The sequence below is a fragment of the Pseudoxanthomonas sp. 68-E7 genome (genome assembly GCF_057773145.1).
In genome coordinates this window covers 523,268-537,439 of record NZ_JBYMTI010000002.1, presented here as the reverse complement: position 1 = coordinate 537,439, position 14,172 = coordinate 523,268, and the positions used below count along the sequence as shown (strand labels likewise).

The 14,172-nt window shown below is 67.7% G+C and carries 18 protein-coding genes; 16 read left to right on the top strand and 2 right to left on the bottom strand.

Annotated elements, in window-relative coordinates; translation table 11 throughout:
* Window positions 1-31: 31 nt before the first annotated feature.
* The 6 genes from AC3DE2_RS06965 (at window position 32) to AC3DE2_RS06940 (ending at window position 5,173) form a co-directional block, all read left to right on the top strand.
* Complete coding sequence (locus tag AC3DE2_RS06965; protein ID WP_295377243.1) at window positions 32-583, top strand: GNAT family N-acetyltransferase; 552 nt, start codon at window positions 32-34, stop codon at window positions 581-583.
* Complete coding sequence (locus AC3DE2_RS06960) at window positions 580-1,131, top strand: GNAT family N-acetyltransferase (protein WP_295377247.1); 552 nt, start codon at window positions 580-582, stop codon at window positions 1,129-1,131. Before AC3DE2_RS06965 ends, AC3DE2_RS06960 begins: the two co-directional genes overlap by 4 nt.
* Window positions 1,128-1,634 (top strand): nucleotidyltransferase family protein, encoded by a 507-nt coding sequence (locus AC3DE2_RS06955; protein ID WP_295377250.1) that lies wholly within the window; start codon window positions 1,128-1,130, stop codon window positions 1,632-1,634. The genes AC3DE2_RS06960 and AC3DE2_RS06955 overlap by 4 nt, the downstream gene beginning before the upstream one ends.
* The gene (locus tag AC3DE2_RS06950) at window positions 1,624-2,274 is read left to right on the top strand and encodes a glutathione S-transferase family protein (protein ID WP_488425593.1); all 651 of its coding nucleotides are present in this window, start codon (window positions 1,624-1,626) and stop codon (window positions 2,272-2,274) included. The genes AC3DE2_RS06955 and AC3DE2_RS06950 overlap by 11 nt, the downstream gene beginning before the upstream one ends.
* Window positions 2,275-2,291: 17 nt before the next feature.
* Window positions 2,292-4,547 carry a thiamine pyrophosphate-dependent enzyme gene (locus tag AC3DE2_RS06945; protein ID WP_488425591.1) on the top strand — a complete coding sequence of 752 codons (2,256 nt, stop codon included), beginning with the start codon at window positions 2,292-2,294 and terminating at the stop codon, window positions 4,545-4,547.
* Window positions 4,548-4,630: 83 nt separating this feature from the next.
* On the top strand, window positions 4,631-5,173 hold the full coding sequence (locus AC3DE2_RS06940; protein WP_488425590.1) for an NADPH-dependent FMN reductase: 543 nt from the start codon (window positions 4,631-4,633) through the stop codon (window positions 5,171-5,173).
* 17 nt (window positions 5,174-5,190) lie between these two features.
* On the opposite strand, the gene ubiM is transcribed toward AC3DE2_RS06940, so the two are convergent.
* Both ubiM and ygfZ read right to left on the bottom strand, forming a co-directional pair.
* The gene (ubiM, locus tag AC3DE2_RS06935; protein ID WP_488425589.1) at window positions 5,191-6,429 is read right to left on the bottom strand and encodes a 5-demethoxyubiquinol-8 5-hydroxylase UbiM; all 1,239 of its coding nucleotides are present in this window, start codon (window positions 6,427-6,429) and stop codon (window positions 5,191-5,193) included.
* Window positions 6,430-6,516: 87 nt separating this feature from the next.
* On the bottom strand, window positions 6,517-7,365 hold the full coding sequence (ygfZ, locus tag AC3DE2_RS06930) for a CAF17-like 4Fe-4S cluster assembly/insertion protein YgfZ (RefSeq protein WP_488425587.1): 849 nt from the start codon (window positions 7,363-7,365) through the stop codon (window positions 6,517-6,519).
* 39 nt (window positions 7,366-7,404) lie between these two features.
* Between ygfZ and AC3DE2_RS06925 the strand changes: the two genes are divergently transcribed.
* From AC3DE2_RS06925 to lolD, 10 genes are read left to right on the top strand one after another with little or no spacing between them, the layout of a single operon-like run.
* On the top strand, window positions 7,405-7,593 hold the full coding sequence (locus AC3DE2_RS06925) for a DUF1674 domain-containing protein (RefSeq protein WP_440471478.1): 189 nt from the start codon (window positions 7,405-7,407) through the stop codon (window positions 7,591-7,593).
* A gap of 57 nt (window positions 7,594-7,650) precedes the next feature.
* Window positions 7,651-8,043, top strand: coding sequence for a succinate dehydrogenase, cytochrome b556 subunit (sdhC, locus tag AC3DE2_RS06920; protein ID WP_488425586.1), 393 nt, complete (start codon window positions 7,651-7,653; stop codon window positions 8,041-8,043).
* Complete coding sequence (sdhD, locus tag AC3DE2_RS06915) at window positions 8,040-8,423, top strand: succinate dehydrogenase, hydrophobic membrane anchor protein (protein WP_440471476.1); 384 nt, start codon at window positions 8,040-8,042, stop codon at window positions 8,421-8,423. Before sdhC ends, sdhD begins: the two co-directional genes overlap by 4 nt.
* Before the next feature lie 4 nt (window positions 8,424-8,427).
* On the top strand, window positions 8,428-10,218 hold the full coding sequence (gene sdhA, locus AC3DE2_RS06910; RefSeq protein WP_295377271.1) for a succinate dehydrogenase flavoprotein subunit: 1,791 nt from the start codon (window positions 8,428-8,430) through the stop codon (window positions 10,216-10,218).
* 17 nt (window positions 10,219-10,235) lie between these two features.
* A complete protein-coding gene (locus AC3DE2_RS06905) occupies window positions 10,236-11,018 on the top strand; it encodes a succinate dehydrogenase iron-sulfur subunit (protein ID WP_295377273.1) in 783 nt (260 codons plus the stop codon).
* Between the two features lie 4 nt (window positions 11,019-11,022).
* Window positions 11,023-11,454, top strand: coding sequence for an MAPEG family protein (locus tag AC3DE2_RS06900; RefSeq protein WP_295377277.1), 432 nt, complete (start codon window positions 11,023-11,025; stop codon window positions 11,452-11,454).
* Window positions 11,451-11,702: an FAD assembly factor SdhE gene (locus AC3DE2_RS06895; RefSeq protein ID WP_295377278.1), complete on the top strand. Its 252-nt coding sequence runs from the start codon at window positions 11,451-11,453 to the stop codon at window positions 11,700-11,702. The genes AC3DE2_RS06900 and AC3DE2_RS06895 overlap by 4 nt, the downstream gene beginning before the upstream one ends.
* A 46-nt stretch (window positions 11,703-11,748) precedes the next feature.
* Entirely contained in the window at window positions 11,749-12,102 is a 354-nt protein-coding gene (locus AC3DE2_RS06890) for a hypothetical protein (protein WP_488425585.1), read from the top strand.
* 4 nt (window positions 12,103-12,106) lie between these two features.
* Entirely contained in the window at window positions 12,107-13,354 is a 1,248-nt protein-coding gene (locus AC3DE2_RS06885) for a lipoprotein-releasing ABC transporter permease subunit (RefSeq protein WP_295377283.1), read from the top strand.
* Complete coding sequence (gene lolD, locus AC3DE2_RS06880) at window positions 13,347-14,072, top strand: lipoprotein-releasing ABC transporter ATP-binding protein LolD (RefSeq protein ID WP_488425584.1); 726 nt, start codon at window positions 13,347-13,349, stop codon at window positions 14,070-14,072. The genes AC3DE2_RS06885 and lolD overlap by 8 nt, the downstream gene beginning before the upstream one ends.
* Window positions 14,073-14,172: the final 100 nt, after the last annotated feature.

The window sequence follows — 14,172 nt, the reverse complement described above, 5'->3', positions numbered from 1 at the left end:
CCGCCATCCGTCGTGACAAAGGTGCAGGCCCATGAGCATCTTCGATCTGCAACTGGAAACCGAACGCCTGTGGTTGCGACCACAGCGCCGCGAGGACTACGAGCCGTGGGCGGCGTTCGTCGCCGACGAGGAGGCCACGCGCTACATCGGCGGGACGCAGGCGCGTTCGATGGCATACCGCAGCCTGGCGGCGATGGTCGGCTGCTGGCAGATGGAAGGGTTCGCGATGTTCTCGGTGATCGAGAAGGCCAGCGGTCGCTGGGTGGGGCGGGTGGGGCCCTGGTGCCCGCTGGGTTGGCCCGGCACCGAGATTGGCTGGAGCATCGCGCGCGAAGCGTGGGGTCGCGGTTATGCGCCGGAAGCGGCGCGCGCGGCGGCCGACTGGGCGTTCGCCGCGCTGGGCTGGGACGAGATCATCCATACGATCGATCCGGACAACCGGAACTCGAAGACGGTCGCGGCCAAGCTCGGCTCGCGCTTTATGCGCATGGGCGAGCTGCCGGCGCCGCATGAGGGCAAGCCGGTCGAGATCTGGGGACAGTCGCGCGAGCAATGGTTCGCTCAAGGAGGAAAAGTCGCATGAGCCAAGGTATCGACGAACTGACGCTGGAAACCGAACGCCTGATCCTGCGTCCGCCGCGACGCGAGGATTTCGATGGTTTCGCCGAACTCCAGGCCGACGAGGAAGCCGCTCGCTTCATTGGTGGCGCGGTCACCCGTCCGGAAGCCTGGCGCCGGTTCCTCTGGCAGCCCGGGTCCTGGTGGCTGAGCGGCTTCGGCATGTTCGCCGTGATTGAACGTGCCAGCGGCGAGTGGCTGGGGCAGTTGGGACCGTGGAAGCCGGAAGGCTGGCCGGGCAATGAAGTGGGGTGGGCATTCCGGCAGGCGGCGCAGGGCAAGGGCTATGCGCTGGAAGCGGCCCGGCCCGCCATCGACTGGGCGTTCGACAACCTGGGCTGGACCGACGTCATCCACTGCATCGACGCGGAAAACCGGCCGTCGCAGAAGCTGGCCGAGCGCCTGGGGTCGCGCAAATTGCGCCAGACCCGGTTGCCGCCGCCGTTCGAGTCGATCGAACTGGATGTCTGGGGCCAGAGCCGCGACGCCTGGCGTGCGGGACGCGGCGGATGACGGCATCCGCGGTCATCGATGCGCGCCTGATGGCCACGCTGGCCGGCCTGATGCCAATCGCACGCGCGTGTTTCCGGGATCCCTGGTGGATCATCGGCAGCGCCGCGATGCAACTGGCGGGTGTCGAGGGGCCGGAGCCGAACGATGTCGACCTGCTGTGCAGCGCGCGGGATGCCGACGCCCTGGCCGAGGCGTGGGCGGCGCATCGCGACGATCACCATCGTCCCGCCGACGACGGCCGTTTCCGGTCCCGCTTCGCGCGTTTCGCGCATCTGCCGATGCCGCTGGAAGTGATGGGCGATCTGGAAGTCCGCGTGGCGGACGACTGGCAGCCCGTACGGGTGGCGTCGGAGTGGCGGGTGGAGGTGAACGGCCATGCGATCAGCGTGCCGGCGCTCTCCGAGCAGCAGCGCATCCTGACCCTGTTCGGCCGCGAGAAGGATCTGGCCAAGGCCGCGCGCATCGCCGGGTTCGTTGCCGCCCGGGGGCCGCATGTCCACTGAAATCCTCACCGTCCATGGCTACTCTGCGTCCGGCAACTGCCACAAGGTGCGCCTGCTGCTGGAACAACTGGGGCGCCCCTACCAGTGGAGGGAAGTCGACAGCCCGAACGGCGCCACCCGCACGCCGGGCTATCTGGCGAAGAATCCCAATGGCAAGGTGCCGATGCTGGAGCGTGCCGACGGCCGCATCCTGACCGAATCCAACGCCATCCTGTGCTGGCTGGCCGAAGGCAGCGCCTACCTGCCGACCGATGCCTGGCAGCGCGCGCAGGCGATGAGCTGGCTGTTCTTCGAGCAGTACAGCCACGAGCCCTACGTGGCGGTGGCCCGTTTCATCCGCGGCTGGACGCCGCCGGATTCTCCGCGTCGCGCCGATCTGCCGCGCCTGATCGAACGCGGCGAGCAGGCGCTGGCGGTGATGGAGCGCCACCTGCGGGAGGCCGACTGGTTCACCGGCGAGGCTTACGGCATCGCCGACATCGCCCTGTTCGCCTACACGCATTGCGCCGCCGACGGCGGTTTCGATCTGTCGAAGTTTCCCCGCATCACCGCCTGGCTTGAGCGCGTCAGCGCCATGCCGGGCTTCGTCCCCCTGCCTGCGGTCGCCGACGACGTCGCCGAACGCCTGGCGAATTCCTGAATCCAGCCACGAGTGCCATGACCGTCCAGACCATTCCCGCCCGCATGAAGGGCCTCAACCGCGCCGAAATCTGTGACCAGAACTTCATCGAGTTCGTGAAGATCTGGAACGGCCGCTCCAACGGCGGCGTCGCCGGCGCGATCCTGCCGGGCAGCGCGCTGGATCGGCAGGGGTTTGCCGAGTTGCTGGAATCGCAGCTGATCTCGCGCCACCTGGACCTGATGGCGCGGGTGCTGCGCGTGCAGAACAAGGTCTTCTACACCATCGGCAGCTCCGGCCACGAAGGCAACGCGATGGTCGCGCGGCTGACCCGGCATACCGATCCGGCGTTCCTGCATTACCGCAGCGGCGGCTTCATGGCCGAGCGCTTCCGCAAGCTGCCAGGGATGGATCCGGTGATGGATTCGGCGCTGTCCTTCGCCGCCAGCGCCGAGGATCCGGCGTCCGGCGGGCGCCACAAGGTCTGGGGCAGCAAGCCATTGTGGGTGCTGCCGCAGACCTCGACGATCGCCTCGCACCTGCCCAAGGCGCTGGGCACCGCGATCGCCATCGAGCAGGCGCGGCGCATCGGCCATGCCTCGCCGATTCCGGAAGACAGCATCGCGATCTGCTCGTTCGGCGATGCCTCCAGCAATCACGCCACCGCGCAGACCGCGTTCAACGCCGCGGCCTGGACGGCCTACCAGAAGCTGCCGGCGCCGGTGTTGTTCGTGTGCGAGGACAACGGCATCGGCATTTCGGTGAAGACGCCGGATGGCTGGGTGGGGCGCAATTTCCGCGATCGCGCCGACCTGGATTATTTCTACGCCGATGGCCTGGATCTGGCCGCCGGTTACGGTCAGGTGCAGGCGGCGGTCGAGCATTGCCGCAACACCCGCCGGCCGACCTTCCTGCATCTGCGCACCACCCGGATCATGGGCCACGCCGGTACCGACTTCGAAATCGAATGGCGGCCGATCGAGGAACTGGTGGCCGTGGAAGCGACCGATCCGCTGTTGCGGTCCGCGGCGATCGCGCTGGAATCCGGACTGATGAGCCGCGAGGAGCTGCTGGCGTTCTACGAGCGCATCCGCCAGCGCTGCTTCGCCGCCGCCGAGGAAGCCGATCGCCGGCCCAAGATCACCACCCTGGAAGAAGTGATCGCGCCGCTGGCGCCATACACCCCGGACAAGGTGGCCGCCGAAGCCGCGCGCGCCGCGCCGCACGACAAGCGCGTGGCCGCGTTCGGCAGCGAGGAGAAGCTGCCGGAGAAGCTGCCGCCGCGCCATCTGGCGATCCAGATCAACAACGCGCTGCACGATCTGTTCTGCAAGTATCCCGAGACCCTGCTGTTCGGCGAGGACGTGGCGCAGAAGGGCGGCGTCTACACCGTCACCAAGGGCCTGCACAAGGCGTTCAAGGGCAGCCGCGTGTTCAACACGCTGCTCGACGAGACCATGATCCTCGGCCTGGCCCAGGGCTATGCCAACCTGGGCATGCTGCCGCTGCCGGAAATCCAGTACCTGGCGTACTTCCACAACGCCTGCGATCAGATCCGCGGCGAGGCGGCCAGCCTGCAGTTCTTCAGCAACAACCAGTACCGCAATCCGATGGTGGTGCGCATCGCCGGCCTGGGTTACCAGCGCGGTTTCGGCGGGCATTTCCACAACGACAACTCGATCACCGCGCTGCGCGATATTCCCGGCCTGGTCGTGGGTTGCCCCTCGCGCGGCGACGATGCGGCGATGATGCTGCGCACGCTCGCGGCGCTGGCCAAGGTGGACGGACGCGTGACCGCGTTCCTGGAGCCGATCGCGCTGTACATGACCAAGGATCTGTACGAGCCCGGCGACGGCCAGTGGCTGTTCCCGTACCCCGCGCAGGATCAGGCGATGCCGCTGGGCGAGGGGCGCGTCTACGACGCCGATGCCGACGACCTGGTCATCTTCAGCTACGGCAACGGCGTGCCGATGAGCCTGCGCGCCGCGCGCAGCATCAAGGCCAGGCACGGCTGGAAGGTGAGGGTGGTGGACTTGCGCTGGCTGGTGCCGCTCAACGAGGCGTTCATCGTCGAACAGGCCGCGACCGCCAAGCGCATCCTGGTGGTCGACGAAGGCCGGCATTCGGCCGGCGTGGGCGAGGGCATCATCACCGCGATTGCCGAAGGCGGCTATCGCGCGCGTCCCTTCCAGCGCGTGGTCGGCACCGATACCTACACGCCGCTGGCCGGGGCCGCGTTCCTGGTGCTGCCCGGCGACGAGGACATCGTGGCGGCGGCGGACCGGCTGGCCTGAGCCGCGCGCGGCATCGCGGCGGGCATGGGGCCCGTCGCGGTGCTGCTATGCTCGTGGCCCGTCCATTGTCGCAGGAGATCCCCATGCCAGCACCGGTCGTGGCCATCATCATCGGCAGCCTGCGCAAGGATTCCTTCAACCGCCAACTGGCGGGCGCGGTGCAGCGGCTGGCCGCGGAACGTTTCGTGTTCCGCACCCTGGAGATTGGCGATCTGCCGCTCTACAACCAGGACGACGACGCGGATTTCCCGGCGGCGGGCCTGCGCTTCAAGCAGGGCATCGAACAGGCCGACGCGCTGTTGTTCGTGACGCCCGAGTACAACCGTTCCATGCCGGGCGTGCTGAAGAACGCCATCGACGTGGCGAGCCGTCCCGCCGGCAGCACCACCTTCGCCGGCAAGCGCGCCGGCATCATCGGCACCTCGCCGGGCATGCACGGAACGGTTTCTTCGCAACAGCATTTGCGCAACGTCCTGGCGGCGGTGGATGTCGCGGTGCTGCCGCAGCCGGAAATCGCCATCCAGTTCAAGGAAGGCCTGCTCGACGCCGAGGGCAATATCGTCGACGAGCGTGCCCGCAGGCGCCTGCTGTCGTTCCTGGATCGCTTCGAGGCCTGGCTGCGCTGATTGATCGGGCGGGATGATCAGGCGCGGCGCGGGAGCAATTGCGCCAATCCCTGCCGCAGGCGCGCGGGCAGCGGCGCGTCCAGCGGGCCCTCATCCACCAGCTGCGCTGCCAGCAGGCGCCGGAACGGCGCGACCTGCTGTCCGGCGCGCAGGATCGTTTCCCGCAGTTTCCGCATCGGCGGGCGGTCATCGGTGAACACGCGGACCACGGCGCCGGTGGCCAGGTACAGCGGCAGGCTGCCGGCGCGGTGCCTGCGCTGGTAGCGTGCCAGCAGCGTATCGCTGCCCAGGTCGCGGCCCTGCGCCCGAGCGATGCGGGCCATCCCGGCCAGCCGTTCCACGCTGGCCAGGCCCAGATTGAATCCGTGCGCGGTTACCGGATGCATGCCCACCGCGGCGTCGCCGGCGACGGCGAAGCGCTGGCCGACGAAGCGGCGCGCGTACACGCCCACCAGTGGATAGACATGGCGGCTGCTTTCCAGCGTCATCGCACCCAGGCGATGGCCGTAGCGTTCGCGCATCTGCGCGGCGAACCCGTCGGCCGGCAGTTCCTGCAGGCGACGCGCCTCCGCATGCGGCACGGTCAGCACCGCCGACGAGAGCTGCTCGCGCAATGGCAGCATCGCCAGGGTCTGGCCGTGACCGAACCACTCCCAGGCGACGCCGTGATGCGGGAGCTCGTGCCCCATCCGGCAGACCAGCATGCTCTTGCCGAAGTCGTACTGGCTCGCGCCGATGCCGAGCGCGCGGCGGGTCTCGGAGAAACGGCTGTCGGCGGCGATCAGCAGCGCGCCCTGGAGACGGCGTCCGTCCTGCAGCGTGACTTCGGCATGCTCTGGCGTGGTCCGCACCGATTCGACCTGCACGTTGGGATGCCAGTCCAGTGTCGGCATGTCCTGGATGGCACGCCAGGCCGCTTCGCGGATGCGGTGGTTGGGAACCAGGCTGCCAAGTTGCTGCTTTCCCACCAGGTCGCCTTCCACGGTCATCCAGTTCGGCGATTCGCCGTCCATGACCCGCGCCGCGCGCAGCGGGGCGATGTCGTCCTGCGGGATGTGCTGCCACACACCAAGTTCGCGCAGCAGCCGGATCGAGGCATGGGTGAGGGCGATTTCACGGCCGTCGAAGGCCGGTGCGGCGATGGCCGCTTCCGGTTGCCGTTCGAGCAGGGCGACCTTCAGTGATTGCTGGCCCAGGGCCCGCGCCAGGCACAGGCCGGCGGGTCCGGCACCGATGATGATCACGTCGTGGCGCATGCAACGTCCTTGCGGAAGGGAACTGTCCGCAGTGTAGGCATCCGCCGGCGCGCGTAATTGACCTGGATCAAGCTGGCGCGGATGGCGTCAATCCAGCAGCGGCGTTTCCTTCAGGGCGATGCCGTCGGCGGCAAGCGTGGCGGATTCCCGCTCCAGCGGCATCACCGCGAGGGACACGGCCGGAACGCCGTCCTGCACGCAGATGACTTCGCCGATGTCGCGGACGCCGTCACCGACCGCGCTGCCCGGATGAGGTGGTGCGTCGCTTTCGAACAGCACCAGTGCGCGCTTGGCCTTGCCGAGGAAATGGGTGCGGGCGACGATTTCCTGACCCGGGTAGCAGCCCTTCTTGACGCTGTAGGCGTGCAGGCGATCCAGCGACAACTGCTGCGGTGTCCATTGCTCGCGCTGGCCCTCGGGCAGGCGCGGCAGGCCATGGCGCAGATCGTGCCGTCGCCAATCGGCGACAGGGGTGATGCCGGCGGTCGCTTGGCCGCCTATCCGCCAATGGCGCGCACCGCCGGCGTCGCTGCGATCCAGTTCCAGGCCGTCGGCGGATTCGCCGAGCAGGGCACCGCTGGCCTGCGCTGGCGGCGCCATCACGCCCCGGACCGGCAGATCCGGGCGTACGGCGATCTTCAACTTTCGTCTGAATACATAGCGTTGCAGGGTGGCCGCGAGGGTGTCGACCGGGAAGTCGGGCACCACCATCAGCAGTTCCTGTTCACCGCGACGGGCGAGGGCGAACAGCGCAATCACGCGCCCTTTGGGCGTCAACCACGCGCTCCACTGCCATTGCCCCACCGCCAGCGAGGCCACTTCGCTGCTGAACTGGGCATGCGCGAAAGCCACGGCATCCGGGCCTTCCAGGCTCAGGACCGCATGGTCGGACAGCGCTGTCGCGGGTGTTTCCGGAGGGGGCAGGTTGTCAGCCAAGGGGGTGGGGATTAAAATTTTGTGCACTGCGAGACCCCTATGATAGGCGAAACAGCTCCCATCCCTGACGCCGACGCCGGAACACTGCCGTCCGAAAACGCGCCTGTCGCCCCTTCCGGCGAACGCGCGCCACCGGCGCCAGCGCAGAAGGAAATAGGGGGGCGTGACGGGCCGGAACCGACGCGCTACGGGGATTGGGAAAAAAACGGGCGCTGCATCGATTTCTGATCCGCAGCATTGAGCCAACGCGGTCGCGTGACCGCCCAGCCGAGAAAGAGTCAGCGAATGGCGACACACCAACGTCCGCTTTCCCCCCATCTGCAGGTCTACCGCTGGCAGATCCAGATGGCGACCTCCATCCTGCACCGGGGGACCGGCATCTTCCTGGCCCTGGGCGCACTGGTGATTGCCGCCGGCCTGATGGCGCTGATGCTGGGACCGGAATCCTGGAACTGCTTCACCGACATCGCCGGCGCCTGGTATGGCCAGGCCTTCCTGTTCGCCTGGACCTGGGCGTTCGCCTACCACCTGTGCAACGGCATCCGCCACGTGGTGCAGGATTTCGCCATCGGCTTCAGCATTCCCGCCTTCATCCGCAGCAGTTGGCTGTCGGTGCTGGGCAGCCTGCTGATCACCGCGCTGGTCTGGGTGTGCGCGCTGTCGGGAGGTGCCGCATGAGCCGCTTCCGTACTCCGCTGAAGAACGTGCGTGGGCTGGGTTCGGCGAAGACCGGCACCGCCCATTTCGTCAACCAGCGCCTGACCGCCACCGCGCTGGTCCTGCTGGGCATCTGGTTCCTGGTGTTCGTGGTCAGCCTGCTCGGCGCCGACTACGTAACCGCCACCGAGGCCGTGTCGCGTCCCTGGAACGCGGTGCTGCTGGTGGGTTTCCTGATCGCCATGTTCTGGCACGCGCAGCTCGGCCTGCAGGTCGTGCTGGAAGACTACGTCCACCACTCGCTGCTGGCCCTGGTGGTCCAGACCGCGGTGCGCTTCATCGCCGTGCTCGGCGCCATCATCAGTGTTTTCGCGGTGGCCCGCATCGCGCTGGGGAATTGACCAAATGTCCGCTTACAAGATCACCGAACACAAGTACGACATGGTCGTGGTGGGCGCCGGCGGCGCCGGCCTGCGCGCGACCTTCGGCCTGGCGGCCAAGGGCCTGCAGACGGTCTGCCTGACCAAGGTCTTCCCGACCCGTTCGCATACCGTGGCTGCGCAGGGCGGCATTTCCGCCGCGCTCGGCAACATGGGCGAGGACGACTGGCGCTATCACTTCTACGACACCATCAAGGGCTCGGATTGGCTGGGCGACCAGGACGCCATCGAGTACATGTGCCGCGAGGCGATTCCGGCCATCATCGAGCTGGAGCACTACGGCGTTCCGTTCAGCCGCACCGAAGAGGGCAAGATCTACCAGCGCCCGTTCGGCGGCATGACCACCCGCTACGGCGAAGGCCCGCCGGCCCAGCGCACCTGCGCCGCGGCCGACCGCACCGGCCACGCGATGCTGCACACCCTGTACCAGCAGTCGCTGAAGCACGATGCGCGCTTCATGATCGAGTACTTCGCGCTGGACCTGATCTTCGACGAGGAAGGCGTCTGCCGCGGCGTGCTCGCGCTGGACATGGCCGAAGGCTCGCTGCACCTGTTCCGCGCCCACGGCGTGGTGCTGGCCACCGGCGGCTACGGTCGCGCCTACTTCAGCGCCACGTCCGCCCACACCTGTACTGGTGACGGCGGCGGTCTGGTGATGCGCGCCGGCCTGCCGATGCAGGACATGGAGTTCGTGCAGTTCCACCCGACCGGCATCTACGGCGCCGGCTGCCTGATCACCGAAGGCGTGCGCGGCGAAGGCGGCATCCTGCGCAACAGCAACGGCGAGCGCTTCATGGAGCGCTATGCCCCGCACTACAAGGACCTGGCGTCGCGCGACGTGGTTTCGCGCTCGATGACCATCGAAATCCGCGAAGGCCGCGGCGTCGGCGAGCACAAGGATCACATCCTGCTCGACCTGACCCACCTGGGCCCGGAAGTGATCAACGAGAAGCTGCCCGGCATCGCCGAAAGCGCCCACATCTTCGCCGGCGTGGACGTGACCAAGCAGCCCATCCCGGTCATCCCGACCGTGCACTACAACATGGGCGGCATCCCGACCAACTACCACGGCGAAGTGGTGCGCAAGGTCGGCGACAACCCGGACGCGGTGGTGCCCGGCCTGTATGCGATCGGCGAGGCCGCCTGCGTGTCGGTCCACGGCGCCAATCGCCTGGGCTCCAACTCGCTGCTGGACCTGGTGGTGTTCGGTCGCGCGGTGGCCAATCGCTGCGCCGAGACGATCAAGCCGGGCGGCTCGCACAAGCCGCTGGCCGGCGACGCTTGCGACAAGGCGCTCTCGCACCTGGACAAGCTGCGCAACGCCAATGGCGACACCCCGACCGCGGTCATCCGCGACCGCATGCAGCGCACCATGCAGGCCGACGCCGCCGTGTTCCGCACCAGCAAGACGCTGAAGGAAGGCTGCGACAAGATGACCGACATCTTCGGCTCCTTCGAGGACGTGAAGGTGAGCGATCGCTCGCTGGTCTGGAACTCGGACCTGATCGAGACCTACGAACTGCACAACCTGCTGCTCAACGCGGTGGCGACCATCAATTCGGCCGAGCAGCGCCACGAGAGCCGCGGCGCCCACGCGCACGAGGACTATCCCGAGCGCGACGACGCCAACTGGCAGAAGCACACCCTGGTCAGCGTCGACGAGCAGGGCAAGTGCAGTTTCGATTTCCGCCCGGTGCACATGTACACGTTGACCGATGACGTCGACGTGGTGCCGCCGAAGCCGCGCGTTTACTGATCGGGAGAGACAGAGCAATGGCCGAATTCGCACTCCCGAAGAACTCGCGCGTCCAGAAGGGCAGGCATTTCCCCGCCCAGGGCGCCAAGAACCCGCGTACCTTCAAGATCTACCGCTGGAACCCGGAAGACGGGCAGAACCCGCGCCTGGACACCTACGAGGTGGACCTGGCGGCCTGCGGCCCGATGGTCCTGGACGCGCTGATCAAGATCAAGAACGAGATCGACCCCACGCTGACCTTCCGCCGCTCCTGCCGCGAAGGCATCTGCGGTTCGTGCGCGATGAACATCGATGGCACCAACACGCTGGCCTGCACGCGCGCCATCAGCGACTGCAAGAAGGCCGAGGTGCCGATCTACCCGCTGCCGCACATGGACGTGGTCAAGGATCTGGTCCCGGACCTGACCCACTTCTACGCGCAGTACGCCTCGATCAAGCCGTGGATCCGCACCCAGACCCCGGCGCCGCCGGATCGCGAGCGCCTGCAGTCGCCGGAAGATCGCAAGAAGCTGGACGGCCTGTACGAGTGCATCCTGTGCGCCTGCTGCTCGACCAGCTGCCCGAGCTACTGGTGGAACGGCGAACGCTACCTGGGCCCGGCGATCCTGCTGCAGGCCTATCGCTGGATCATCGACTCGCGCGACGAGGACACCGGTGCGCGCCTGGACGATCTGGAAGATCCGTTCAAGCTGTATCGCTGCCACACCATCATGAACTGCGCGCGGACCTGCCCGAAGGGCCTGAATCCGGCGTTGGCGATCGCGGAAATCAAGAAGCTGATGATGGAGCGTCGCGCCTGACGCCATGGGCAGCGCTCCCGCCACTGCGATCCTCTGGCCCGCGGTGGCGATGGCGGGACTGACCTTCCTGGTGTGGATCCGGTTGTACCACCTCCGGCTGGGCGAAATGGCGCGCAAGCGCATCGACGCCCAGGCGCTGGCCGGATCCGCCGACGCGGCCCGCCTGCTGTCCGATACCCGCGCTTCGGACAACTTCTGCAACCTGTTCGAAGTGCCGGTGCTGTTCTACGCCGGCGTCCTGGTGGCCGCCCAGCTTGGCATCGATGATCGCGCGCAGCTGGCGTTGGCCTGGGGGTTCGTCGGCCTGCGCGCCGTGCACAGCCTCGTGCAGTGCACGGTCAACCACGTGATGATCCGCTTCGTCGCCTACGCCCTGGCGACGCTGGTCCTGATGGCGTTCTGGGCGCGAACGGCCTGGTTGCTCTGGTTGGCATGACTACACAAGACGTGGAACTCAAGCGTATCCGCTGGCGCTGCCGGCGCGGCATGCGCGAACTGGATCAACTGTTCGAGCGTTACCTCGAGCGCCTCTGGCCGGCATCTTCCGAGGCGGAGCGCGGCGTTTTCCTACGGCTGCTCGATTGCGAGGACGATAAGCTCTGGCGCTGGTTCATGGGCTACGAGCAGTGTCCGGATGGCGAACTCGCCGACCTCATCCAGCGTGTCCGCGCCTTGCCGGCTTGAATGGCGCCCCTCACGCCTGTTGTGCGGCGCACTGATTGGCCTGGGCATGGCCACCGCCTGGGCAGTGCTGGCGAGCGAGATGCCACGCGGCCTGGCCTGGGGGCTGGCGCTGGCCGCCGCCTGGCGGGGATTCCGCTCGGCGCGGCGCGAGATGTCCCGGCCCGCCTGCCTCTGGGTGTTCCTGGCCGATGGCCGGGCGACCCTGGACGGCCAGGCCGTCCGCGAGCCACGGCTGGTCTGGCGCGGGGCGCTGGTGATCCTGCACTGGCGGGACCGCCGGGGCGACCGCCACCACCTGGGCTGGTGGCCGGACACCCTGCCGGCCGCGGCGCGGCGTGAACTGAGGCTGGCCGCGGGCACCGACGGCGCTTCGCGCGACCGCCGGCCGATGGCACCATAGGCCGATGTTCAAACCCGTCCCCGTGGCCATCGGCCTGCGCTATCTCCGCGCCAAGCGTCGCAACGGCTTCATCTCCTTCATTTCCCTGGCCTCCATCATCGGCATCGCGCTGGGCGTGGCGGTGCTCATCACCACGCTGTCGGTGATGAACGGGTTCCAGCGGGAAATCCGCGACCGGCTGTTGCAGATGACCGCGCACGCGACCGTGGCCGGCGCGGGCGAGGACATGCAGGACTGGCCGAAGGCGGTGAAGATCGCGATGCAGGACGCGCGCGTGATCGGCGCCGCGCCCTATGTCGACGTGCAGGCCATGCTGTCCGGCAACGCCGACCCCCAGGGCGCGCTGGTGCAGGGCATCGTGCCGGCGCAGGAGCGCAAGGTATCGGTGCTGGGCGACAAGATGAAGACCGGCCGGCTGGAATCGTTGCAGCCGGGCGAGTTCAACATCCTGCTGGGCCAGGAACTGGCGGCCTGGCTGCGGGTGGGGGTGGGCGACAGCGTGGTCGTCACCGCCGGCAATTTCCAGGGCACGCCGATGGGGGCGATGCCGAAGATAAAACGCTTCACCGTGTCGGGCACCTTCGCGGTGGGCCACAACGACATCGACCGCAACCTCGCGGTGGTGCACATGGCCGACCTGCAGCGGGTCCTGCGGATGGGCGACGGCGTCACCGGGGTGCGCCTGAAGCTGCACGACATGGACCAGGCGATGACGGTCGCCCGGGATCTGGTCTACCGGCTGGGGCATGTCTACCGGGTCAGCGACTGGATGAGCCAGAACGCCAACCTGTACCACTCGCTGAAGATGGAAAAGACGGTGATGGGCATCCTGCTGTCGCTGATCATCCTGATGGGCGCGTTCTCGCTGGTGAACTCGCAGGTGATGCTGGTGACCGACAAGCAGGCCGACATCGCCATCCTGCGCACCCTGGGCCTGACCCCGCGCGGAGTGATGCAGGTATTCATGGTGCAGGGTTCGCTGATCGGCATCATCGGCACGGTGGCCGGCGTCATCGGCGGCATCACCCTGACCATGAACCTGGAACTCATCCTTGACCTGATCGAGAAGCTCTTCAACGTGACCCTGCTGCCGCCGGACGTGTATTACATCACCGGCCTGCCGTACGACCTGCGCACCGACGACGTGACGACCATCGCCTGCGTGGCGCTGGCGATGAGCTTCCTGGCCACGCTCTATCCGGCCTGGCGCGCGGCCCGGACCCAGCCGGCGGAGGCCTTGCGCTATGAGTGAGAAGATTGCGATCACGCCGGGTGCGGACGGCACGGTCATACGCGCCGATCACCTGGGCAAGACCTACGCCGAAGGCAAGATGCGCACGCCGGTGTTCGACGGACTGGAACTGGCGGTGCATCCCGGCGAGACCGTCGCGATCGTGGGCGCTTCCGGTGCCGGCAAGAGCACGCTGCTGCACCTGCTTGGCGGGCTGGACACGCCGACCGCGGGCGAGGTCTACGTCGCGGGCCAGAAGATGTCCTCGTTGTCCGATGCAGCGCGCGGCCAGTTGCGCAATCGCGCATTGGGTTTCGTCTACCAGTTCCATCACCTGCTGCCGGAATTCACCGCGCTGGAGAACGTGATGATGCCGGTGATGCTGGGCGGCATCGATGCCGCATCGGCAAGGCAGCGGGCGCGGGAACTGCTGGAAGTCGTCGGCCTGGGCCATCGCATCGAACACAAGCCTGGCGAGCTGTCCGGTGGCGAACGCCAGCGCGCGGCGGTGGCACGGGCCCTGGTCAACCAGCCGGCCTGCGTGCTGGGCGATGAACCCACCGGCAACCTGGACGAGAAGACCGCCGCTACAGTGTTCGATCTGATGCTCGGCCTCAATCGCGCGCAGAAGACCAGCCTGGTACTGGTCACCCACGATCGCCGGCTGGCACGCCGCCTGGACCGGGTGCTGGAACTGCACGAAGGCAAGCTGCGCCAACTCGCGCACGCCGACGTCTGACCGCCGGGCGGAGCCCGCTCCGCCCGGCATTCGTCCAGCGCAACGGAAAAACAGGCGGCCCTTCGCGGGACCCGAGGCTTGGCGGAGCCACGCATGGGAC